The sequence below is a fragment of the Oligosphaera ethanolica genome (assembly GCF_030814695.1).
GTDB classification, from domain to species: Bacteria; Verrucomicrobiota; Lentisphaeria; order Oligosphaerales; family Oligosphaeraceae; genus Oligosphaera; species Oligosphaera ethanolica.
On sequence record NZ_JAUSVL010000001.1, the window covers coordinates 352,596 to 378,064 of the forward strand.

A 25,469-nucleotide genomic window follows, 5' to 3' on the forward strand; every position below is an offset into this window, starting at 1 on the left:
AGACTTTTGCCAAGCACAAAGTCACTAACTGCAAAAAAACCAACAGCAGTCTATTGTCCAGCCTGCGACCTCGTCGCGGCAGACTCAACAGACAACTGCTGGCACTCATCACCCGAACACCCGCCGGGAGGCAAATCAGCGTGAACACTGACCCCCATGCCCGCTGCCGCATAGCCAGGAAACGGCCCCGGCGAGCAATGAAAAGCTAGCTGGTGCGCCACGGCGACGGCATTGCCTGACGCGCCATGGCGTTGCCATGCCAACACGCGTCAGGCCTGAGCCGCAGCCTTGACGATGGTGGCGAAATCGGCAGGCTTGAGGGACGCGCCGCCAATCAGACCGCCGTCAATATCCGGCTGTGCCAGCAAACCAGCCGCATTAGCCGCGTTCATGCTGCCGCCGTAGAGAATGCGGGTGCTGTCCGCCACGCATGGGCAGCTGAACATCACCTTGAGCAGCCCACGAATGAAAGCATGCACTTCCTGCGCCTGCTCGTCGCTAGCGACTTTGCCCGTGCCAATAGCCCACACCGGCTCGTAGGCGATCACGACCTTTTTCATGTCGTCGGCGCTGATGTCAGCCAGAGCGCCACGCACTTGCCGTTCCACCACGACGTTCGTGGTGCCGGCTTCGCGTTCCGCGAGGGTCTCACCCACGCAGACCACCGCCGTCAAACCATTCTTCAGAGCCGCTTTGAGCCGCTGATTCACGGTCGCGTCGGTCTCGCCAAAGTACTGGCGGCGCTCGCTGTGGCCGATGATGACATGCGTCACGCCGCATTCTTTGAGCATGGCGCCGGAAATCTCACCAGTGAAAGCGCCCTGGTCCGCCCAGTGGATGTTCTGCGCGCCGACCAACAGGCAGCTGCCCTGCGCTTCGGCAACCACGGCCGACAGCGTCGTAAACGTCGGGCAAACCAGCACTTCGGGCTTCTTAGCGCCGCTGCAGCAGCAGGAGCAGCCGCTGCCAAACTGCGCTTTGAGGTCCTTGATTAGCTGCGCACCGTCAGCGGCGCCCTTATTCATTTTCCAGTTACCGGCAATCAGTATTTGACGGGCCATCGGGTATCTCCTTCACATTGCATTCATAGTCGGGCTTTATTCAACACCCGGCGAGACACTGGCCGCCTTGGCCAGGCAAGCGCGCCGGGCGCGTCGTCGGAAAGCGCCAAAGACGCTTATTTGTCGTCCAAAGCAGTGCAGCCGGGCAGCTCTTTGCCTTCGAGGAATTCGAGGCTGGCACCGCCACCAGTGGAAATGTGCGTCATCTTGTCGGCCAAGCCGCTCTGATTCACCGCACTGACGGAGTCGCCGCCGCCGATGATGCTGATGGCGCCGGATTCGGCTACGGCTTTGCAGATCGCCGTCGTGCCCTTGGCAAAGGCCGGCATCTCAAAGCAGCCCATGGGGCCATTCCAGACAATCGTCTTCGCGCCTTTGATTTCGGCTGTGTACGCATCAATCGTCTTCGGGCCGATGTCCAGCGACATCCAGCCTTCCGGCATGTCATTGCCGACTATCTGCGTGTTGGCGTTGGCGTCAAATTTGTCCGCCGCGATGTTGTCCAGCGGCAGCATCAACTTAACGCCGGCGGCCTTGGCGGCTGCCAGCGTCGCCTTGGCAGTATCCAGTAGATCGTCTTCGCAGAGCGACTTGCCAATGCAATGGCCCTGGGCCTTCAAGAAGGTGTAGGCCATGCCGCCACCGATCAGAATGGTGTTGACTTTCTTCATCAGGCTTTGCAGTACTTCCAGCTTGCCTGAGACCTTCGCACCACCAATGATGGCCACGAAAGGCCGCTGGGGCGCCTCAACCGCCGACCCCAAGTAGTCCAGCTCTTTCTGCATTAGGAAGCCGGCCACGCAAGGACCGCCCTTTTTCTTCATGAACTTGCAGATGGACGCCGTCGACGCGTGGTCGCGGTGCGCCGTGCCAAAGGCGTCATTGACATAGACATCGCCGTAGCTGGCCAGCTTCTCGGCCATCGCGGCCTTCTTGGCCTTCATCGCGGCCTTGGCCTCGGCGGCCTCGGCGTCGCTCATGCCTTCCGTCTTCGCTTTGCCTTCTTCGGCCTTGTAGAAACGGGTGTTCTCCAGCATCAGCACCTCGCCGCACTTCAGCGCGGCAACGTCGGCGTCCGCCGCCAAACAGTCCGCGGCGACCTTCACCTCACGACCCAACAGCTTCGCCAAATGCGCCGCCGCCGGCTTAAGACTGAACTCGGCCTCAAAACCCTTGCCCTTCGGACGGCCAAGATGACTCATCAGAACCAACGCCGCGCCCTGCTCAAGAACGTACGTGATGCTCGGCAATGCCGCACGAATACGCGTGTCGTCCGTGATCTCAAGCGCGTCGTTCATCGGCACGTTGAAATCAACGCGCATCACCACTTTCTTGCCCTTGAGCTCAATGTCTTTGATCGTTTTCTTGTTCATAAATACACTCTGCCTCCGTCTCGGGTTGGATTGTGCACATCACTGGCGCTACTCGTTGCATGAGCCACCAGCGGCATGGAAGAACTCTCTGAGAGAAGCCCGTAATATAACGCCGATACCTGCTTTTTTCAGCCGCTGATATAGAGAAAAAAGTATCTATAGCCGGGCGAAAAGGCGCCGCGCCGAGCCGGCGCCGCGCCAGCGCCGAGACACAGGACAACCGAAGACGCCCCTCCCAAAAAATGAAATCTGCGCTAATCTGCGGAATCTGTGGATAGAAAAGAAATCTGCGAAAATCTGCGTAATCTGTGGATAGAAAAAAAACCTGCGAAAATCTGCGGAGTCTGCGGATAAAAAAGGTGCAAAAAGGAAAATTGGCGCTACACTTAGCCTACTGTCAGCGTGGGGTCGCGGATACGTGCTGCTTCTGCCTATGGCCCCGCGCCAAGCACGTGGAGGGAGAGAGTATGTCGGGGAAAAATGATGCCATGAGCCGCGCCGATGAAACGCCATGTGCCGCTAACGCCGACCCGCAGTTGTCCTTGCTGCATTGGGATAATCAAAACCCGCCATGCCCCAACCGCATGGGCAAGATACTCTCGGAGCAACTTACCGCCGCCGAGCAAATGGATGTGCTGACGGGCTACTTCTATTTCAATGGCATCCCGGAACTCTACGCGGCACTGAAGGCCAAAAACAAAGCTGACAAGCCCTTCACCCTGCGCATCCTGGTCGGCATGGAAGCACAAATCGGCGCGAAGGATTTTGCCCATGCGCTCGTGGAAGTGGAGCCTCCGCCCAATCAGTCGCCAGAGGAGCGCAAAAAGCGCTACAAAGAAAATCTCCTGGCTGCCCTTAGTAAAGTCCCCAGCAAGGACAAGACAAATACCGACGCAGGTCTCTACAATCTTTTTGTGGAGATGCTTACGCACCAGACCTTGCGCCTGCAACTCAAACAGACCAGGGTGCCCAATCACGGCAAACTCTATCTCTTCTATCCGCAAACGAACCAGTCACCCGCATCGTACATCATCGGCAGCAGCAACTTTTCCAAGCAGGGCCTGGCAGAACGCCAGGAACTGAACGTGCAGGTGCACAAAGACGGCGACCACGCCGCTGAACTCGCACGCCTCTTCAATGCGCTATGGAATGACGGCAGCGATGATATTATCGAGGTGAACCCGAAGAAGGGCTCGCCGGAAGATACGTCTGGTACGACGCCCGATGGTTTGAAGAGGGATTCACCCTATCGCCGGCCAACGCCCTTCGAAGGCTACATGGCCCTGATGAAGCACTATCTGGGCAACTCCGCCCTTGATGGCGACCTGAAAAAGTCTTTCCTGGACGCCATTGAAAAGGCAAGGTACACGTCTTTTCAGTACCAGCTCAAGGGCGCGGCGCATGCCATCCGGATCATCCGCGATCACGGTGGCGTCATCATCGCCGACGCCGTCGGCCTCGGCAAATCCGTCACTGCCGCCCTGATTGCGACGCAGGCCCATCCCGGCGGCGGCATAATTATCGTCCCGCCAACACTGGTGGACGATTGGGAAACAGAGTATCTGAAAAAATTTAAGCTCGATGCTCCCGGGCGGCCTTGGAAAGTTTTTCCCATGACCGACTTGGTCAAGGCCGCGGCGTATTGTGAGAAGAACCCCATCGGCATGGTCATCGTGGACGAAGCCCACCGCTTTCGCAATCCAAAGATTGAGGACTATGAAAAGCTGAAGCAACTCTGTCAAAATCGCCGGGTGGTTCTTCTGACTGCTACGCCATTTAACAATCGGCCGGCCGACCTGGCCTCGCTGGTGGACCTCTTCGCCGCCCGCAACGACAAATTGCCCGAACAGCCGCAATTATCGATCTACGACTACATCTGCGAGCAAGACAAGAAATACCAGGAGCTGGTCTTTCTGGAACGCAACTGGAATCGCCTGTCCCGGCCACGCACGGTCAAAACGAGCTTTCAAACGCTGAAAGCAAAATACGAGAAGCCCATAATAGAAGAGGAAAAAGTTAGCCGGCCCGCAATAAAAGACAAAAAAGACATCCGTCCCGCGCTTGAAGACATCGGCAAGGGGCTCTTTGCCACGCTCCATCCCTATGTCGTCCGCCGCAATCGCTCCGACCTCAAAGAGAATCCCGTTTATTTTGAAAATGGTGGGCCGATTACCATGCCGAAGCAGGAGGTCCATGGCGAGTACTACGCCTTGGCCCCCGCGCAGAACCAAGCGTTCATGGCAGTGCTCAGCGTCTTCCAGCACAGCGCCGACCGCGAACAGGCCACCCCTAACCAGATCAGCGGCGCCGCAAACCACGCCGCAACCGGCACGGCCGGGGCGGGTTTCGCCTGCACCATCTACCGCGTCGCCGAATTCGTTGCTGCCGAGGGCAACGAAGAAACCGGGAACTATCTGGACAACTATCGCAGCATGACGCTGCGGCATCTGCTGCGGCGCTTCGAAAGCAGCCCCTACGCCTTCCAACGCTCGGTGCAAAAACTGCTCGACCGTTACACGCAAGCAATCAAAGACTTGCAAGACCCCGAGAAGCTCTACTATTTCCCCCAAGGGCTTGATGCCGGCGATGACACCGATGACGACGACCTCCCCGCCGCCGACCTGAAAAACCTTCGCTATTGCCGGCCAGGTGCGAAAATCCCGGGCATCCCCTTTCTTCCCGGCCAAGACGAGGTTTTCATTGCGGGCCTGCAGGCAGATCTGAAGGTTCTGCGGTGCTTACAGGATCACGCCGTAACGCTGGTCCAGAAAGACTCCAAACTGGCCCTGCTCAAAGAGAAAATCGCCCCGGCGGTCAAACAGCAGCCCGACGAACCCGATCCCTTGCTGGCAGACGAAGCCGCCGGCGATTTGCCATCAGAGGGCGCCCCGCGCCGTGTGGTCATCTTTACCATGTTCATTGACAGCGCCCGATTCCTCGCCCAGGAACTGGCAAAGGAATTTGGCGACAACGCCGTCATGCTGGCTATTGACAAACAGCAGGGCGACATCAAGGACAACCTCGACCTCAGAAAGGTCAAACTCGTCCACGCCACCAGTAATGTCAATGCCTGTTTTGATGTCAAGGCCGACACCAAAAACCTCTGGACCGCGCCGCGCATTCTGGTCACCACGGATAAATTTTCTGAGGGGGTCAACCTTAATCGCGCCGGCCTGATGGTCAACTATGACATTCCCTGGAATCCGGTGCGCATCATCCAGCGCCTGGGGCGGTTCAATCGCATCAACGCCTGCTGGTTCAAGACCATCCACGCCTATAATCTCTACCCGGAATACCAGCGGGCTGACAGCCACGGCAAGCCCGCTGGGGCCGACTGGGCCTCGCCGCAGGACATCGCCGCCCAAAAGCTCATCATGATCCACCAGCTCTTCTTCGAGGACGCGACCATTCTCGGCGACGACACCGCCGGCACGGGACTACCCTTCGAACAAATTGAGCTCGAGGCCGCCAAAGGCTCCGAACCCGCCAGCGAAGAAACCGAAGTGCAAAAACGCTATCGAGAGGCCCTCGACCATAACGGCTATGTCAATGCCCAGGACATCGCGAACCTCGAAAAAGACCTGCTGGCCTACGGCCTTGGCATGAAGACCGTGCGGCTCAAGGCACCCGAAGCCAACATGCTGCGCTTCAGTCAAAAAGGCGCCCTCGTTCAAGCCGAAATCCTCGAGGAACTCCATCCGTCCGACGCCAATAAGCGCATGGCGCCCATCGACTTCATCGAGGCGCTCGACAAAATCGCCGCCACCAAAACGGATCCCTGCCCCGAACCCGACCGCTTCCCAGACGACTACGAAACCATCGAAAAGCGCATGGATACGCCACCCGACCTAACCATGATCAGCCCGGGTAGCAGAACACGCAGTCGCTTGACCCAAAAAGCAGAAAATATTCTTTTTGAATGGCAGAGAAGGTACTCTGACGGCAACAGTACCGCGCTGTATTCCGCCTGCCAGCAGGGCCGGCTATCCAAAAAGCAAATGGAAGACATCATCGACTTGGGAAATAATGCTTCCATCGCTGAGATTAACGAACTCATCTCGCAACTGCAACCGACGCCAGCGCCGGAGTTACTGCCGGTCACAGAGTCAAAGGCAGCGACCTTTCACGAACACGACACCATATTGACCTTCGTCAATGACAAATAAGGATGAGAAGCCATGTCCACACCTGTAGAAATCACCAACCTGATCAGCGCCATTTCGCCGGAAAACATTGAAAAGTTCTGCCGTTTGAAGTTCGGCGATTACGGCTTTGAACGCTGCCGCACAGGATCAGGTGGGTATTTTGGCGTTAAGTGCTCAGTCGACAAGGCGAACCCTAATCATGCCCGCGCCCTGCGTCAGTTTTCCGATGTTTTAAGAGACGGCGTAGTCAAGGTCATCGGCCGAGTTTTTGGCAGTACCCCAGACGCCATTCCCATGCTGGTCTATTCCGTGCCCATGAAAGGGTCTATCACCAGCCGTTCATCCAAAGGGAAGCAGGCGGAATTCGCCAAGTATGTGCTGAATGAAGCTATTGACTATATCGCCAAGTACAACCCTGGCTGGTCAACTCGATATCATACTGGCCTCTTCTTCTTCCACGACGAGGAGGGCAATTTCCGTCTGAGTCTGATCTTTACCACAGAAAAGCGCTTTCGCCGCTTCACCTACTTCGTCGAGAAGGACTCCACGGGAACCAAGAACCGCAGCTTCCGCTATCGCATGACCAACAGCGCCAATGACAAGGCCGCCAGCGGTGAAGTCGAAAGATGGAAGAGCTTTCACGACGTCGAAAGGGCCTTCAGCGTCGAAGAGCTGACGAAGGAATTCTACAAGGAGCTCTTCGCCTGGTATGAGCGGGCAGTGGCCTCACCGGAAGTGATTTTCCCCTGCGAGACCGCCAAGCCAAAAGAAGGCGAAAATGAGGATGTCTTCCGCGCCCGCGTCAAATCCGAGCAGGTCATCCGCCTCATCACCCGGCTGCTCTTCGTGTGGTTCATCAAACAGAAGAATCTGGTGCCCAATGACCTGTTCGATCGCTGGCGCCTGGAGGAAATCCTCAAGTCGTTCGAACTCACAAAGGGCGACAACTACTACCGGGCCATATTGCAGAATTTGTTCTTCGCCACCCTCAACTCGGAAATTGACTGCCGGGCTTTTGCAGCCGACGGCTCGCGGGATGAAAATCGCGAGCACTTCGACATCAAGACGCTCTATCGCTACAGCGGCGACTTTGCCATTCCCAAGGATGAAGTCCTCAAGCTCTTCTGCAGCATCCCCTTTCTCAACGGCGGTCTTTTTGAATGCCTGGATCGCGGCCGCGACTACTTTGACGGCTTTTCCCGAAACAAAGACAAGGTGGCCCATGTCCCCAATGCCTTCTTCTTTGCCGACGACGAAAAGGCGCCCGGCCTGATCCCGCTGCTGCAACGCTACAATTTCACCATCGACGAAAATGCACACGATGACCAGGACATTGCCCTCGATCCCGAGCTCCTGGGCAAGGTCTTTGAAAACTTGCTCGGTGCCTTCAATCCAGAAACCAGCACCACCGCCCGCAATGCCACCGGCAGCTTCTATACCCCCCGCGAAATCGTCAACTACATGGTGGACGAAAGTCTCATCGCCTATCTGCAGACCAAACTGCAGCCAAACGACGGCGACCAGGCCGAAGCCCAGCGCGCCGAACATGAAAAACTCCTGCGAGAGCTCTTCGCCGACGGCGTCCGCCCGGCTGACGAGGCGCTCTGCCATCGCCTGGACGCAGCCCTGACGTCGGCGAAGATTCTCGACCCCGCCTGCGGTTCCGGCGCTTTCCCCATGGGCATGCTCCTGCGCATGGTCGAACTCCTGCGCATCCTGCGCCAGATACCCGCCGGTGAATCGCTCTATGACCTCAAACTCCAGCTGATCGAAAACTGCATCTACGGCGTGGACATTCAATGCATCGCCGTCCAAATCAGCAAACTGCGCTTCTTTATCTCTCTCGTCTGCGAACAGACGCGAAGCGACGACACCGCCACCAACTACGGCATCAACCCGCTCCCAAACCTCGAAACCAAATTCGTCGCCGCCGACTCCCTGATCGGCCTGCCGGACATGAAGACGGAGCTACCCGGCTTCGACACCGCCAACATCGGCCAGCTCAAAACCGAACTCTGGGATATCCGCCACCGCCATTTCCAAGCCCGCACCTACCGCGAAAAGAAAAAACTGCGCCAGGAAGACGAGGCCAAACGCCAGGAAATCAAAGCGGCTATCACGCAAGCCATCGCGCCCAACCTTGAAAAACTGACACTGCTCGAAGCGGAACGCGCCAAAGTCGCTGACCCGAACTGGCAGGTGCGCGATAAGCCCCAGGACAACAACTACCTCATTACTGACCTCGCTCCCGAAGTCAAGGAAAACACCCCCAACAAGTACGACGCCAACGCCCGTAAACGTAAGCTCCTGGACGCCGATATCGCCACCGAAAAGAAAAAACAAAGCACTCCCGCCACGCTGATCGACGCCATGACCCGGCAACTCACCGACTGGAACCCCTACGACCAAAATGCCAGCTCACCTTACTTCGACCCCGAATGGATGTTCAATGTCAACAACGGTTTCGATGTCGTCATCGGTAATCCGCCGTATGGCGCGGAAATAGATTCCGATGCCAAACAACAAGTTGAAGTATCAAACTCTCTTGATTCATCCGAATATTTCATTTACAAGTTTCTTTATTATTTAAAGCAACATTCTATCATTTCGTTCATTGTTCCAAAATCAATTGTTTTTTCAAAAAAGTGGAGGTTCTCTAGGAACGTCATTTTAGATAATACTCTTGTTGCGATATCTGACCCAGGACTAATGTTTGAAAATGTTAACCTAGAGACTTTTATTTTTGTCCTTCGGAAAAAACATTTAACTAAGAATAATATTGTGAAAAGAAGTTATTTTGATCCTATCAAAAAATGCACACCTAATAAAACATTGTGCTCGTTATTACCACTGCCACAAGATACTATGAGACAATCAGACGCTTTCATTCTATCTTGTCTTTCAGATCAATCAATTAACATTATTGATAAAATTAAGCTACGTAACCACTATCTTGGAGATATTAAACGGCAAGTATTTCGAGGTATATATGTAAGTGATAATGATAAAGCAAGACTATTACATAAGGGAAATTATAATTTCATTAACAAAGTTCCTGACGTCAGTAGATATGCTGTTAAGAAAATATATAAAATTGATCTATCTGACAAGAAATATGATGATAAAATCAAGCATAATTCAATTGATCGAATTATAATCAAAGTTCTACGTGGAAATCGACTTGTTTGTACTTATATTGACAAGTGTTTACTGGCAACTGAAAAGCTAGTTAATCTTGTAATCAAAGATAGCAATTTTTCTCCAAAGTTTATAGCTGGTTGTTTGAACTCAACTTTCTGCTCATGGTATATTCAGAAGACATTATTTAGTGACATTACAGAGACCGCCCGGGTTATGGATGATCACTATCTATCCAAATGTCCTATTCCTGCCATATTGTATGAAGAGCAACAGCCTATCATTTCTCTTGTCGACCGTATCCTCACTGCAAAAGAGGCCAACCCCTCTGCAGACACATCGGAGTTGGAGGCCAAGATTGACCAGAAGGTCTATGAGCTCTACGGCCTAACGCCGGAGGAAATTGCGATAGTCGAGGCTGCCACGGCGAAGGTCCCGGCGGACGCCGACAAGAAGGGCGGCAAAGGCACTGATCAGGCTAGGAGCGCGGCTACCGACGATGACGCTGACGATGCGCCTGGAGCGCCCACCGTTGCGCCGGCTGCCGAGCCGGCTGGAGCGTCCTCCGTTGCGCAGACTGCCGAGCCGCCAGCCACTGCCGAGCCGAAGCGTCGTGGTCGTCCACCGCGGCGGCAGCAGCCCACCGCGCCCCCGGCAGCGTCTACGTCGAAGCGTGGTGATCATCAAGCGCCGGGGACACCGGTAACGGATATTTGATGCCACGGGAGCGGAGATGAAGAGACCTGCATCGCAGCAAACAGCCAGCCGCAAGGAGTCTGCGCAAGGCGCCTGCGGCGCTGCTGGCATGGACTTTGCCGCGCTGGTGTCGGCGATCCGCGAGGTTCATAGCCACTGTGCCGCGCAGGTGTGCCGGACTGTCAATGTGACGCTGACGCTGCGAAGCGTCAGCGGTCAGTGTACACCCCGGCGCTTCGCTGGGACAATTTGCAGGAAACCCACGGCCAGTCGCCGCCCAGCCATTCGACCTTGATTTCCGCCGACCTTTACAGCAGCGGGTTTCATAGGAGTCAGTGATATTGGATGCCCGATATGCCGCCGACGTCAACCCTAGGCAAGCTAGTGAGTTCCATTGCCCCTTTGGTCCCAGTCAGCTTCGCCGACTGGGGCCAAAGGGGCCGAGGAACACGGGCGTAAAGGACGCGCTACCCAGGGCGGCGCGCGCCTTCGGCGCCGCTTGCCCTGGGCTAGTATGTTTCGCGCTTTCAGCGCTTCTGCCGCTTCGCGGCGGAAATGCACGACGAGAAAAGGCTGCTTGGTTGAACAAGTGCCATAGATACCGTTAAATGAAGAGCATCGGTTTCATAGGAGTAACCACCCCGGTGTTTTCCCCACCGGGGACAATTTGCAGGAAACCCACGGCCAGTCGCCGCCCAGCCATTCGACCTTGATTTCCGCCGACCTTTACAGCAGCGGGTTTCATAGGAGTCATTGATACCAGCTCTGGGGACTTCTGAGACACCGATATTCCATCGGTTTTCGGCTCCGAAGGGCGCCATGTCCAGGGATGAAAGAAGGAACAAGAAAAGCCCAAATTCGGCCCGGAGGGCCGCACCATGCATAACCCCGGGCGAGGTGCCCGGAGGGCGCCGCAACCCGGGGTATGACAACAATCTAGAACTGCGCCCGGAGGGCGCCACATTGGTTTTTCCCGTCCCATCTCACTGCGCCAGCGAGAGGCATGTCGTGCATCCATTATCAATGGCTAACCGCTTACGCCGATGGCCGGTGTCACCGTGATCATTCCGGCAATAGACTCATCTTGGAGCTCGAAACCATGACGAACGAAGCCAAAATAAAAAGCATCCTGGACACCCTGAACGAAGTCGGTGAAGAGCTCTTGGCCTTACCCGAGGATATGTTACTGAGTATCGACCCGCGCGACAACGAGTCCATTACCACCCGCAGCGCCTTTCTCAAAGACTACAATATCCAGCTCGAACAATATTCAGCCAGTGTCACCCGCATCACAACCCTATTGAAGAACTTTTTTGACGTGGACCCGGAACAAGAAGACGAAGAAAGCAGCATCGGCGAAAACACCCACCGCGACCGTATTGTGCAAGAGCTCGATCGCAACGAATCACACAGCTTGGATGAACCCTTTACCTTCAAACGACCCTACGGCTTTATCTTGAACGACCGCGCTTACAAAGGCTTGAAGACCTGGAAAAATCTCTACCTGCACGTGCTGAACTATCTCTATGAGAGCAACCCGTCACGCTTTGTCACCGTCACGCAAGAAAAAAAATGGATTTCACGCCGGGACAACCCGACTTTTTCAGCCAATCCAAGTGACCTGCGCGTGGCCGCGCCAATTCCCGGCGACCTCCACGCCGAGGTCAATTTGTGTGCTAACGACATGGTCAAGAACATCAAGAAGCTGCTTGCGTCGTACGACATTCCTCTCTCAGCCATGAAAATTTACCTCCGCGAAGACCGCGATGCCGCAGCTGAGCCGGGCCATAGCCCCAGGTGACCACCCCGCCACCACGCAGTGGCGGTGACCCTATCAGATGAATGCCCCGCAGCCCCGAACAAGCTCCACACGCCTATCTACCAGCCAGAAAATGGCCGCTGGCGTGGGAGAGAACTGCCACACCCACCGGCCGTGGCCGGCCGGACTGTCACGGCAGCCGCCAGCCAGCCCACTGGGCATGACACGCAACAAGAAATTATGGAGAACCGACACCATGAGTCATCTATATACCATCAAACAGGCCGCCGCGCTCGGCGAAAAGCTGCGCGAACTGGCCAGCGACAGCACGCTCATCCGAGTGATGGGCGGCTTTTTTTACTTCTCGGCTCTAAAGTCCTTCCATGACGCCTTGGCGGCCAATCCCCGTGTCGCCCTGCGCATCATCGTCGGCATGGACGTTGAGCTGCATTACTCCCATCTGGTGGAGATCAACCGCCGCGAACCCAACGAGTCCAACATCACGGCGCTACCGGGCGATCGCGAGCTGATTGAGGCGTACCTGGAGAGCCTGCGCACGGCAATGGGCGCCCCTGAACTGGACATCGCGACGTTCCACGAGCGCCTGCCGCTTTTCATCGACCTGCTGAAAAACGGCCGCCTGCATATCCGCCGCAGCCGCAATCTCACCTACGCCCGTGCTTGTCTCTTCGATCGCGATTCCGGCGAGCTCTTTTCCCAGGTCGACTGGCTGACCGGAAGTATTGACCTATCCCAGCCAAAGCTGACCGTGCAGAACCAGGTGCAGGTCGGCAGCCGCGACTTTGGTGTCGATGAATTGGCCGAGCAGTTCGAGCAACTGTGGGACGACGGCGTGGTGCTGACCGAAGACCCCGACACGCTGAAACGCATTCTGGCCATCCTCGAGCACGAGTCCATCGCCGCGGCAGTCACGCCCTACGAAGCCTATGGCCTGCTGCTGAAGATTTATCTCGACTTGCAAAAGCAGGTGAACGCATCGGCCTACCTCAGCCAGATTCTTGAGGACCATGATTACACCAAATACCGCTACCAGCTTGACGCGGTGGACCAGGCCCTCACCATCCTCCAGGAATACAACGGCGTCATCATCGCCGACGTCGTCGGCCTCGGCAAGTCGGTCGTTGCCAGTCTGATCATCAACGGCATCAAGAAACGCGGAATCATCATCGCGCCGCCGGGACTCATCGGCGACGCCCAAAAACGCGAGTCCGGCTGGCAGGACTACAAGAGCGATTTCCGCTTCTACGACTGGGAAATTTTTTCGTGTGGTCTGTTGGAGGACGCCTGGAACTACGTCAAGGACCGTCCCGACATCGAAGTCGTGCTTATTGACGAGGCGCACCGTTTCAAGAATCAGGAAACCGAAGACTACGAGACCCTCTCGGACATCTGCCGCGGCCGCAAAGTCATTCTGCTGACCGCCACGCCCTTCAACAACCGCCCTGCTGACATCTTCGCCCTGCTCAAGCTCTTCGTCGTCCCTGGCTGCTCCAACATCACTCTTGATGACCGCCTGGAACACCGCTTCGCGACCTACGACAATGTCTTCAGCCAGCTGTCATTCATTCAGAAAAACCTGAAGAAGGAAGACGACGAAACCGTCAAGCGCGTCCGCAGCGCCTACGAAAAGCTGCACTGGCAATTCGAACGCCACGCTCCCGACGGTGACATCGATCCCCGCCTGATCAAAAAATGGTCACGGAAAATGGCTCGGGAGATACGCAAAATCCTCGAGCCGATCATCATCCGCCGCAATCGCATTGACCTGCGCAATGACCCGGACTACCGCAACGAGGTCAGCGAACTGTCCGACATGCAGCCGCCGGCAGAGCAATACTTCGAACTGACGCCGGAACAATCGCGCTTTTACGACGACATCATCGGCACCTACTTCGGTGAAGGCGGCAGTTTCCGTGGCTGTCTGTATCAGCCATTCCTCTATGAAGGCAAAACCGGCGCCGGCCGCGGCGGGCAAGACCTGCACCGCGAGAGCATCCAGCAGCAAAACTTGTACAGCTTCATGTGCAGGCTGCTCGTGCGACGCTTCGAAAGCTCATTCGGGGCCTTTGCCCGCAGCATTGACAAATTCATCGTCAGCCATGAACAAGCACGGGATTTTATCCGCAAACATAACCGCTACATCATGAACCGTACGCTCCTGGAGCGACTCTACGCCAAGGACGCTGACGACGTCGAAGCCGCCCTGGAAGACTTCGCCAGCGAAAGTGATGTGGACTTGACCCCGCGCAACAAGCGGGTCTATGAGGTCGCTGCTTTCGCGCAAAAGGACCAATTCCTGGCCGATCTCGATCACGACATCGCGCTCTTCCACGAGGTGCAAGACAAGCTCAAGCAACTTGATCTGACGCAGAACGATCCCAAAGCCGCCCGCCTGACCGACGTCGTCAAGGCCGTGCTCGCCAGCAAACACCCCGACATTGCGCACAAAAAAGGCGAGCCCAAACGCAAGGTGATCGTCTTCTCGGAATACGCCGACACCGTGAAGCACCTGGCTGACTACCTCGAAACGCATTTCCCCGGCCGGGTGCTGAGCGTCAGCGGCAATACGTCCAAACAACTCAAACAAACCCTCGCCGCCAATTTTGACGCCGGCTTTGGCAAAAAGGGCAAGCCCCTGGACCAGTACGACATCCTGGTCGCCACCGACAAGATGTCGGAAGGCCATAATCTCAATCGCGCCGGCCTGGTCATCAATTACGACATACCATGGAACCCCACGCGCGTCATCCAACGCGTCGGACGCATCAACCGCATCGGCAACAAGGTCTTTCAGAATCTCTACATCTTCAACTTCTTCCCAACCGAACGCGGAGCGGACATCAACCGCAGCCGCGAAATCGCCGCCGCGAAGATGTTCATGATCCACAACACCATCGGCGAAGACGCACAAATCTTTGACATCGACGAGACCCCCGAGGCGTCCAGTCTCTTCCGCAAACTCCAGCAGAACCCCGAAGACAGCGAGGAAGAAAGCTTCCTGACCAGCGTGAAAAAGGCCTACCTGGCCATGCTGGAACAACACCCGGACATGGCCCAGCGCCTGCAACACCTGCCGCACCGCATTAAAACCGCCCGCACCGGCGACAGTAATGCGCTCTATCTGTTCAAACGCAAGGGACTGGGGCTGTTCACGATCTACGTGCCCGAAATTGATGGTGCCGAACGCCTCCGCGCCGAATCCACAACCATGGAAGAGGCCTTCGCTGCCATCCAATGCGACTTCGCCGAGCCGCGCCTGGGCCTGAGCGAAGACTTCTGGGACGCCTATGACGAAGCCAAGGCCGGACTGGATCAATTCGGCCCCCGACATCAGGCCGGCGGCGGCGACTCCAGGTCCATGCGCGTCCGGGCGCTCAGCAACATCGCTGCCGCACTATCGCGCCTGCAAAACGACGCATCGCCCGCCGGGGCCTTCCTGCCGACCCTGCGACAGGCCATTGAGCGCTTCGGCGCATTGTCGGAATTTACCCTGCGCCGCCTTGGGCGCTTCGAACTCAAAAGCGATGCGCAACTGCAGAAATTCCTCGAACAGGTCGAGATGATCCGCCAGAAGCTGGGCGATAACTACCTGGCGGACCTCACCAAGCTGTCGGCAAACACCCGCAGCGAAATCATCGTTGCCATCGAAACCAGGAGGGAGTAGGCACGCAGCCCGCGCAAGCGCCGCGCCACAGGACGACCACCGACCACCGACACGCACATGCGCGGCGCCACCGGACGACCTGCAGGACCACAAACCAGCGACCAACGCCCGCCGAGCCCAGCCCGACAACAGACCAGCAGACCTACAAACCGCCGACAGTCGCCATACCGCTGGTTATCGCCGCCCCCACCCTCAAAAAGAAATCTGTGTTAATCTGCGGAATCTGTGGATAGAAAAATCTTCGGTCAGCACCAACGGGCGACGTCGACGGGGGCGAGTTTGGGGACGTGGATGACGTCCTGGTCATCGAGGTAGTAGCGCAGCGAAGCGCCGGCGGGGACGTCTTCGCTGGCGGGTTTTTCGGCGGGGTAGCCGACGGCGAGGAGGTACATGACCTGCTGGCTAGGGGAGACTTGCAGGAGTTTGCGCAGGGGTTCGCGCTGGATGGCACCCAGCCAGCAGCAGCCCAGGCCATTGGCCTGGGCAACGAGCTGCATGCTCTGGATGGCGGCGCCAGCATCAGCGTGAGCCATGGGCGCGGCGTCGCTGGGGCCAAGCACGGCGATGTAGGCCATGGCGGCGTTCTTGCCCCATTCGGGATTGCGCTTGGGGCGCACCATGGCGCCCCAAGCCGTCTGCGCGAAGACTTTTTCGGCCATATCGGCTGAGGCCACCACGACGTAGCGCAGCTGCTGCATATTGCCGGCGCAAGACGTCACGCGGGCGCCGTCAATCATCTGCCGCAGGACCTCTTCCGGCACGGCCTTCTGCTCAAAAAAACGGATAGTACGGCGGTCTTTGATAAGTTTCAACATCGCGGGGTCTCCTGTCGTTGGGTCGCGTGATGGGAAATGCCGAGGCAAGTGACGCGGCTCGCTGGCGCACTATCACCCTCGCTTCGCGGCGGACTTGCCGTATTTGGATGCCGGCGTCGCCCGTGAAAAGGCCCAGCTGCGAATGGCCTTGATCTGCTGCTCCATGGTATCGGACAACGGCACGATGCGGCCGATGACATTGCTCAGATCGCGCTGGTTGAAGGGCCGTTTTTCGTAGAAGGCGTCGGTACGGGCAGAAATCACCGCCTGCTCGATTTCGGCGCCGTTCCAGCCCTCGGTCATGATCTGCAGCATCTTGAAATCGAAGTCATCAGGATTGGCGCCATTGGCTTTGAGGTGGATGCGCATGATGTCTTCACGTTCTTCCTTCGACGGCAGGTCGCAGAAGAACACTTCGTCAAAGCGGCCTTTGCGCAGGACTTCGGCCGGCAGCGCCTGGATTTTGTTGGCGGTGGCGGCGATGAAAATCAGCGGCGGCTTTTCCTGCATCCAAGTGAGGAAGCTTGAGAAGATATGCGAGGCGATGCGGTCGCCGGATTCGTCCAACCCCAGGGCGTTTTCGATTTCATCGATCCACAGCACGGCCGGGGCGACGGACTCGATCGTTTTGAGCGCGCGGTGGAAGGCCTCTTCCGGCGTGCCGTACATGCCGGAGAACACCAGATTCATGTCCAGGCGGAACATGGGGATATTCCACAAGGACGAGATGGTCTTTACCGCTAGACTCTTTCCACAGCCACTGACACCCATCATCAAAAGCCCTTTGGGAATGGGCACGCCGGCATCCAGGGCCTCGCGGGTGAACATGTGCTGGCGTTTGAGCAGCCAGTCCTTCAAATTGTCCAGACCGCCAATGCCATCCACGCGCCAACGCGGCGGCGAAAATTCCAGAAAGCCGGATTTTTTGACCACGTTTTTCTTCTCGGCGAAGATTTCGTCCAGCAGCTGATCTTTATCGGCGTTTTTGAGTCTACAGGCGCGGTGTAGCACGTAGCTGATTTCGTTTTCGGTGAGGCCCTTGAGGGCCAGAATGACCTGGCGGATGACATCTTCGGGAATGACGTAGTCGGGATTTTCCGCGACCAGCGCATGGATCTGCGCGGCAATATCGCTTTCGTCCGGCGGGGCGACCTCCAGCAGATGGACTTCTTTTTTGAGTGCTTCGGGGACATTCATGTCCGCGCAGAGGAGGAAAACCACGCGGTCGTGTTTAAGTCGACCGTCATTGTAGGCCTCGCGTAGCGCGCGGACGACGTGCGGGTCGCTCATGAAGGGCGCCAAGTCGCGCAGCACGATCATGCCGCGCAGGTCTTGGCTGATGATGCTCAGGATGGCCTTGACGGGGTCAGTGGTCTCCGCGGCGGCGCCTTCCAGGCCCATGACGCTTGACCACAGCCGTACCGGCGTGCTTTCGCCGGCGGCGAGCTCGCGAATACCACGGATAATGCGTTCTTCCTCGGGACTGTAGATGTACACCAGCGGGCTACGCCCGGTAATGGTGCTTTGCAGTTGGTCCATCATTTCAGACATAACGCGTTCCTTCCAGATGCCGCCCCGGCGCAGGGCGGCGTCACAGCTCCTTGATATAGATATTTCGGAACCAGATGGGATTGCCGTGATCCTGCAATTCGATCTGGCCGCTCGGGTAGATGGGCTTGGCGCGGTTCCAGTAGTTCTCCATGACGACCTCGTCCACGACCAGCTCGCCATTGAGCCATACCGACACGATCTCTCCGACCATGCGGATGCGGAAACGGTTCCACTCACCGATGGCATTGTCCATGATGTGGGTCGGATTGCTCGGGTGCTGCTTGTTGTTGTAGAGTCCGCCGGAGCCGATCTTCCACTGGGTGTGATCCCATATCTGCACCTGCGGCGATCCTCGCAGATAAATGCCGGTATCGCCACGCGGGCCGATGCGCCAATCGACGTACATTTCGAAATCGGCGTAGTCCTTCGCCGTGCAGAGCGCCTTGCCCTTGCCGTCGAATTCAAGCATATCGCCGACGACTTTCCAATGCTGGCGCATCTGCTCGTCGGCGGCCTGTTGCGCGGCGGCGAGTTCGTCGGGAGTCATCTGGGCGCGTTTTTCGGGATTGGCGACCAGGCCCTTCCAGCCGCTGAGGTCGCGCCCGTTGAACAGCGCGGTGAAGCCCTCCGGCGGCACGTTGTGCGGACCGTCCACGTAGGGCGCCAGCGGCTTGATACGAATGTTGCGGAATTCCACCAGCGCGCCATGGCCGAGCCAGCCGAGGTGTCCGCGGCGGCGCTTGAGGCCCGGGTGCTTGGCCAGCCCCTGCCCATCTGCCGTTTCCGTGATCGTGCTCAGATCGGCGTCGACAATGATCTGGCCGTTGAGCGTCACCGTGATCTGCGAACCCTTAGCGACGACTTCCTGCGTATTCCATTCGCCGGCGGGCTTCTGCGCGCCGACTTTCGCCGGCACCACGCCGTAGATGGAACCATGATGCTGCCAGGACTGGAGCGCATAGCCGTGCACGGCCTGGTAACCGGCGTCATCAATGATCTGCAGTTCCATGCCGTCGTAAGCCGGATTGCCGCTGATCGGCGAGCGTATCGCCAGGCCATTGTTGGCACCGGGGCCGAGTTTGAACTCAAATCGCAGCACAAAATCGCCGAACTCCCACGCCGTCAGCAGCTGTCCGCCCTTCTTGGGATCGCAGAAGAGATTGCCATCGGCATTGACGCCGTAGCCGCCGGTGCTGCCGATCCAGCCGTCGAGGTCCTTGCCATTGAAAAGCGGGACAAAGCCCTCAGCATCGGCCGCGGGCAATGGCGGCGCGGGCGGCGGCGCGGGCTCCTCAGCGGCGGCGAAGCGCTCCGGGGTCTTCCCGGCCGCATAGGCTTCGAGTTCCACCACGTGCACATAGGGGCCGACACCGCGCGTGATGTTCAAGCGCACGTAGCGCACCGTCCGCGCTGGGAAACGGTGCACGATGCCCTGGGCATCCGCAGGCGTGTCATTGGCGGCATTGTCGGCCACCTGCTCCCAGGTTTCGCCGTCGGCGGAGACCTCGACGGTGTAGGCGTAGCTGCGTTTGCCATCCCAGTAGAAAATGACCCGCACGGCGTCGATACTGGCCTTGTGCTGCATATCCACCATAATCCAGGTGGGGCATTTATCCGTATGCCATCCGTCATTCTTGCCGATGCGGCCGTCGTTGACGCGGTCCGGCGAGTGGTCCTGCTCCTGCTGACTGCCGGCCTGCACCGGCTGTTTGAATAGCAGATTGGGGCCGGGGGCCTTCGGCGTCTTCCCCGTCAGCGAATAGACCTCCAGTTCCACCAGATGCACGGCCTCATTGACGCTGTTCTTCAGGATGTTCAGGCGCACATAGCGCGCACGGCAAGCCGCCGGCAGGAGGTGATTGACGCCCTTCTCGTCAGCGGCGCGGTTATTTTTGCTGTGATCGACGACCTGCTGCCAGGTCTGATTATCCTCGGAGACCTCGATGGTGTAGGTGTAGAAACGACGGCCGTCCCAGTAGAAAATCGGCCGGACCGAAAAGATGTCCTCGACCTGTTCCAGATCAAGCGTCAGCGAGCTCGGCCAACGGGCGCCGAACCACGCGTCATCGCGGGTGATGCGGCCGTCCACGGCCTTGTCGGGCGAGTGATTGCCCTGCTGCGGGCAAGTCGTCGTCACTGGCTTGCCCATGGCGATATTCACGCCCTGGGAGGGAAAACGCGCCAGCTGGGCCATGGCCTGCTCTTTCAGCGCGTCGTTCGTGCTGACGGCGAGGACTTTTCGCAGCGCCTCCCCAGCGGCGCTGGTAGTCATGCCGGGGTCTTTGGCGTCCCGCGCGCAGACGAGCTTGACGGCTGCCGCAGCGGCCTCGTCAGCCAGTTCGGGATCAGCAAAAGCCGGCAGGACAATACCGGTCAGGACCGCGTCCTGCCGCAGCGCCGCTGCGGCGGCGAGCACCAGTTTGCGCTCGTCAGCGCGCTGACAGAGCGCCATGAGCTGCCCAAGCTTCGTCAGGCGATCAGCGGCAGCCAGCCCGAGGTCCTGCCCAAGGAGGCGTGACAGCCCCCGCAGCGCCAGCACCCGCGCCGTCGGCGGCTCCGGCTGTGCGGCCAGGGTGAAGAGCGCGTCCATGGCGTCGACCGTCGGCCAAGCGGCCAATGCGCGCACGGCGGCATCGCGCACCGCCGCGTCGTCATTGGCCAGATCGGCCTGCACGGCCTGCAGGGCCGCCGCCGAAGCAATCTCGGGCGCGAGCTGCAGGAATGCCGCGCGGGTCGCCCCGGTCGCCGTGGCCAGTGCCGCAAGCACTTTTGTGGCGCAATCGCCATTGCCGCGCGCGAGATTGACCAGCGCGGTCTGCGCAGCGCGACGCTCGGCGGCATCATCAATGGCTTGCACGCGGCCGATGATTTCATCGCAGTCTGCCGCCTGCGCCAGATTCGCCAGGGCCTTCCAAGCGGCACGGCGGACGCCGCTATCGCCATCATCCAGCTGCGCGAAGATGGCCCGCCGCTGCGCGACGGCCCGGCGCAAGGCCAGGATGTCCATCAACGCGGCCTTGCCATCCGGAGTGGCGTTGTCAATGGCGGCGGCAATCAGCGCGGCAAAATCGTCGTTGCGCTGCTGAATCAGCACCGCGCGAATGGCCGACAAGTCGTCTTTGGGCGCCGTGGCCATGGCCGCGGCCAAGAGTGCGGTGCAGTCCACCGGCGCGACGCCGGGCAGCGCAGCGTAGGCGGACTGGCGCAGCACCGCGTCCTCTGCGCGCAGCTGCGCTTCGATGTAAGGCCGGGCGGCGGTGGCGCCGCGGCGGCCGAGCATAGCAATGATGGCTGCCGCGAGCTCCGGCGGTGCGGCGCCAGCAACGGCAACGCAGTGATCGACCACGGCGACGTCCGGATGGCGTTCCAACAGCGCCAGGGCCGCTTCCCGCGCCACCAGATCGCCCTCGCGCAGCTGTTGCGACAGCAGCGGCAGGGCCTCGCCTAGACCGGCGTAATCCAGCAGCAACGCCCGGGACGCTTCGCCCGGATAGCGCACATGCAAGGCGCGCGCCACTGCCGCCGCGCGCTCCGGCGTCGGCAGCCGCGCGGCCAGCGTCGCCAAGGCGTCCAGCGCGGCGCTGCGGCGGCCGGCTGGGCCGGCGACGATCGCGTCCAGCAGCTCGGGGAGAATCCCCTCGTCGGCACATTCGGCCATGGCGCGCCACAGCACGGGCTTATCCACCTCGGCGGCATCGGCCAATGTCGTGCGCATAACGGGCAGCGCGTCGCGATCCCGCAGGGCGCCCAACGCATGACAACACGCCAGGCGGCGCGCCGGCGGCGTGGTCGCAGCAACCGCAGCAGCTCGCAGGGCCGCTTTAGCGCCGTCGTCGCCAATCTGCACCAGCGCCAGGACGGCGTAATCCGCCGCACGTTCGCTGGTCAATGCCACGGCGATGGCCGGCACTTCCGCCGGCCCGCCCACGAGTTGCAGCGCCTTGAGCAGCACGCCGCGAGCGACGTCATCGGCGGCCGTCGGCAGCAGCTTCGCCAGCGAGGCCGCCAGAGCCTCCCGTTCGGCGTCGGCACCGGGTCGCATCGCGTGCATCACCAGCGCCTCAATGGCGAAGGACGCCTGGACGGTGCCCTGGTCGTTGTCTTCCTTAAGCAGCGCCGCCAGCACGCGCAATGTCTCCTCGCCGCCGCTCTGCAGTTGCTGCACCATGGCCTTGCCCGCTGCGGGCTCGGCCCAGGTCAATTTTGTGATGAGATCGTTGACATTTTCCGCCAAGGCTGTCATGGCCGCTCCTATTGCGCATGCTGTCAGAACAATGTGATTAATGCCGCTCTTCATGATCCCCTGCCTTCTCGTAGTGATGGGCTGTACTGAGGCTACCGGCAGTCGCTGGTTCAGCCGATGCGCCATGGTGCGCGCATGGGCTGTTCGGCCAGCCGATTGGCCTCGGGATCATTCACAAACCGGAGGGTCGCCGGATCAAAATGCAGCTTCCGGCCGCTGCGGATCGCGCAGTTGGCCAGGTGCACCAGGATATTGCTGCGGTTACCGTTGAGTTCATTCAGGCCGAACGTGCGGCGGGTGCGCACGGACACATTGAAGTCACTGACCTGCGGTGCCGGCTCGGGCAGTTCCTTAACCAGCTGGGCGAGATTGGCCGGCTCCGTGCGGAAGTTCTGAAAGACCTTGCCATTCGGCCCCTCGATAAAGGGCTTGCCGGCAGTTTCACGCGCGCCCCATTCGCAGGATTCGAGGATGATTTTGCAGCCGTCGGCGTACTTCATGTACACCTGTCCCCACAGCCCCACCACGTCGGGATGCTGCGGCCATGGCGCCGTCGCCTCAATCTCCACCGGGCTGGTGTCGTCCTTGTCGAGGATGTACTGCACCGGATCGAGATAGTGCTGGCCCATGTCGGCCAAGCCGCCGCCGTCGTAGTCCCAGTAGCCGCGGAAAGAGCCCGACGTGCGATGCGTGGTGTAAGGCTTCCAGGGCGCCGGACCCAACCAGCGGTCGTAGTCAATGTCCGCCGGCACCGGCTCCGGCGGCAAGCCGAGTTTGCCGGTCCACATGGACGCTTTCCAGGAAAAGCCCGTCAACGCGCTGACACGCACGGTCAAGGGCCAACCCAGAGCGCCGCTTTGCACGAGCTTCTTCAGCGGCGCGACGGTCGTGCCCAGGCCGTAGAAACTGCCGTAAAGCCGAAACCAGGTATTGAGCCGAAACACGCGGCCATTGCGGCGCACGGCGTCAGCAACGTGCGTACCCTCGGCAATGGTGCGCGTCATGGGCTTTTCCGCCCAGACATCGCAGCCGGCATTCAGCGCGGCGATATTCTGCAGGGCGTGCCAGTGCGGCGGCGTCACCACGTGCACGACGTCAATGGACTCGCGGTCGAGCATCTCACGGAAATCCAGATAGGCGTGGCAATCCGCGCCGGCGCGCTGGACAGCGGCGTCCCGCCGGGACTTTCGCACATCGCAGACGGCGACCAGCTTGGCCTGCGGGTCCTTGAGTACATAGCCAATGTGGGCGTTGCCCATGCCGCCGACACCGATTATCGCGTGATTGATGCGGTCATTGGCGCCGGGCCGTCCCGGCGCCGCCAACACCGACCGCGGAATGATGGTCAGCGCCGTCCCAGCCAGCGCGCTCGTACCCAAAAAACTGCGGCGGGTCATACCCAAATCCGACATGTGCGACACTCCTTCTGCTGACAAGCCCGGAGGGGACTGTTTCCCCCGGGCATTCCCGAAAAACGCCGTTACCACGGCCGACCGGCGCCATCAAGGCGCCGGCCAGCGCGTTATTTTGCCTCAAAAAAGGCCTTGTACGCCTTGTAACCCATATAGATATCGACCTTGCTGGCACATTCCTGCGGGGCGTGCATGCTCAGGAGACCCACGCCGCAGTCCACCACGTCCATGCCATAGCGAGCCAGGTATAACGCGATGGTGCCGCCGCCGCCGACATCGACTTTGCCCAACTCGCCCATCTGCCAGGCGACGCCGGCGTCATTGAAGATGCGCCGCACGTCGCCCATGAACTCCGCGCTGGCATCGCTGGAGCCGGACTTGCCGCGGGCGCCCGTGTACTTGCTGATCACCACGCCACAGCCCATCTTACCCATGTTGTTCGGCGAACTCACCTCCGGAAAGGCCGGGTCGTGCAGCGCATTGACGTCGGCGGACAACATGCGCGAGCGCGCCAGCGCACGCCGCACCGTCAGCTCGTTGTAGCCATCGCCCATAAGCGCGGACAATTCGGCGACGGTGTTTTCCATGAACATCGAATCCATGCCGGTGGAACCATAGGAGCCGATTTCCTCCTTGTCGCAGATAACGGCAGCGCGAGTGCGAGTAGGCACGCCCTTGGCGTCGAGGATAGCGCGAATGGCGCCGTAGGCGCAAACGCGGTCGTCCTGGCCATAGCCGAGAACCATGGAGCGGTCAAGACCGAGTTCGCGCGCGGGGCCGGCCGGCACCAGTTCCAGTTCAGCGCTGGCGAAGTCTTCTTCCTCGATGCCGTACTTGTCCTTGAGCAGGCGCAGGACGCGGAGTTTGGTGCGGTCCTTGAAGTCCTTGTCGCCATCGTCCTTGGGCACCGGCCGGCTGGCGAGGAGGACATTGAGGGCCTCGCCGGAAAACGCCTCAGCGAGGGTCTTCTTGGCCTGATCGGCACCGAGGTGGGGCAGGAGGTCCGTGATAGTCAGCACGGGATCACCGGGGTCTTCGCCGATATTCAGCGTCACGCTGGTGCCGTCGCGGCGGATCACCACGCCATGCAGCGCCAGGGGAATGGTCACCCACTGGTATTTTTTGATGCCGCCGTAGTAGTGGGTGTCAAGCATGGCCATGCAGTCGTCCTGATAGAGCGGATTGGGCTTGGCGTCCAGCCGCGGCGAGTCGATATGCGCGCCAATCAGCGACAGACCATTTTCCAACGGCTCCTTGCCGATCTGCGCCAGGAACAAGGTCTTGCCATGACAAGAGCGATAGACCTTCGTGCCGGGCTTGAGCTTCTTGCCGGCGGTGGCGAGCGCGTCCAGGTCCGCAAAACCAGCGTCTTTGGCCAGCTTCAGCGCGATGTCGTGGGCCAGCCGTTCGGTCTTGGCGTCGCTGATGAAACGAATGTAGTCCGCGCAGTAATTCTCCACCTGTTTGAGCTCGGCGGCACTGAGCTTCTCCCAAACGGATTCCTGCTTCCAGGGCGTCACGGTCTGGCGACTCTTCGGGTCGTCCTTGGCGGTTTTCTTGGCAGGCATGAAATGATGCTCCTTGGTTGGCT

The 25,469-nt window shown here is 59.2% G+C and carries 10 protein-coding genes and 2 pseudogenes; 4 read left to right on the forward strand and 8 right to left on the reverse strand.

Annotated elements, in window-relative coordinates; genetic code table 11:
• Nucleotides 1-269 precede the first annotated feature (269 nt).
• Nucleotides 270-1,061 (reverse strand): triose-phosphate isomerase, encoded by a 792-nt coding sequence (gene tpiA / locus J3R75_RS01255; protein ID WP_307259396.1) that lies wholly within the window; start codon nt 1,059-1,061, stop codon nt 270-272.
• A gap of 116 nt (nt 1,062-1,177) precedes the next feature.
• Entirely contained in the window at nt 1,178-2,434 is a 1,257-nt protein-coding gene (locus tag J3R75_RS01260; RefSeq protein WP_307259398.1) for a phosphoglycerate kinase, read from the reverse strand.
• Nucleotides 2,435-2,901: 467 nt separating this feature from the next.
• Between J3R75_RS01260 and J3R75_RS01265 the strand changes: the two genes are divergently transcribed.
• The 4 genes from J3R75_RS01265 (at nt 2,902) to J3R75_RS01280 (ending at nt 15,857) form a co-directional block, all read left to right on the forward strand.
• Nucleotides 2,902-6,600: an SNF2-related protein gene (locus J3R75_RS01265; protein WP_307259400.1), complete on the forward strand. Its 3,699-nt coding sequence runs from the start codon at nt 2,902-2,904 to the stop codon at nt 6,598-6,600.
• A 12-nt stretch (nt 6,601-6,612) separates the two neighbouring features.
• A complete protein-coding gene (locus J3R75_RS01270) occupies nt 6,613-10,434 on the forward strand; it encodes an Eco57I restriction-modification methylase domain-containing protein (RefSeq protein WP_307259403.1) in 3,822 nt (1,273 codons plus the stop codon).
• 1,078 nt (nt 10,435-11,512) lie between these two features.
• Nucleotides 11,513-12,214, forward strand: a complete 702-nt coding sequence (locus J3R75_RS01275) for a hypothetical protein (protein ID WP_307259404.1) — start codon at nt 11,513-11,515, stop codon at nt 12,212-12,214.
• Nucleotides 12,215-12,428: 214 nt separating this feature from the next.
• Complete coding sequence (locus tag J3R75_RS01280) at nt 12,429-15,857, forward strand: helicase-related protein (RefSeq protein WP_307259406.1); 3,429 nt, start codon at nt 12,429-12,431, stop codon at nt 15,855-15,857.
• 245 nt (nt 15,858-16,102) lie between these two features.
• Here J3R75_RS01280 and J3R75_RS01285 read toward each other — a convergent pair whose 3' ends face one another.
• The 6 genes and pseudogenes from J3R75_RS01285 to J3R75_RS01305 form a co-directional block, all read right to left on the reverse strand.
• Entirely contained in the window at nt 16,103-16,672 is a 570-nt protein-coding gene (locus J3R75_RS01285) for a nitroreductase family protein (RefSeq protein ID WP_307259408.1), read from the reverse strand.
• Between the two features lie 72 nt (nt 16,673-16,744).
• A complete protein-coding gene (locus tag J3R75_RS01290) occupies nt 16,745-18,223 on the reverse strand; it encodes a Ycf46 family AAA ATPase (RefSeq protein ID WP_307259410.1) in 1,479 nt (492 codons plus the stop codon).
• Between the two features lie 43 nt (nt 18,224-18,266).
• Nucleotides 18,267-18,848, reverse strand: a pseudogene (locus tag J3R75_RS19785) (3-keto-disaccharide hydrolase); the annotation flags it as partial.
• Nucleotides 18,849-18,905: 57 nt separating this feature from the next.
• A pseudogene (locus J3R75_RS01295) lies at nt 18,906-22,592 on the reverse strand (3-keto-alpha-glucoside-1,2-lyase-like domain-containing protein); the annotation flags it as partial.
• Nucleotides 22,577-23,878, reverse strand: coding sequence for a Gfo/Idh/MocA family oxidoreductase (locus tag J3R75_RS01300; protein ID WP_307259414.1), 1,302 nt, complete (start codon nt 23,876-23,878; stop codon nt 22,577-22,579). The gene J3R75_RS01300 and the pseudogene J3R75_RS01295, both read right to left, overlap by 16 nt.
• Before the next feature lie 110 nt (nt 23,879-23,988).
• Complete coding sequence (locus J3R75_RS01305; protein WP_307259416.1) at nt 23,989-25,446, reverse strand: aminopeptidase; 1,458 nt, start codon at nt 25,444-25,446, stop codon at nt 23,989-23,991.
• Between the last annotated feature and the right edge of the window lie 23 nt (nt 25,447-25,469).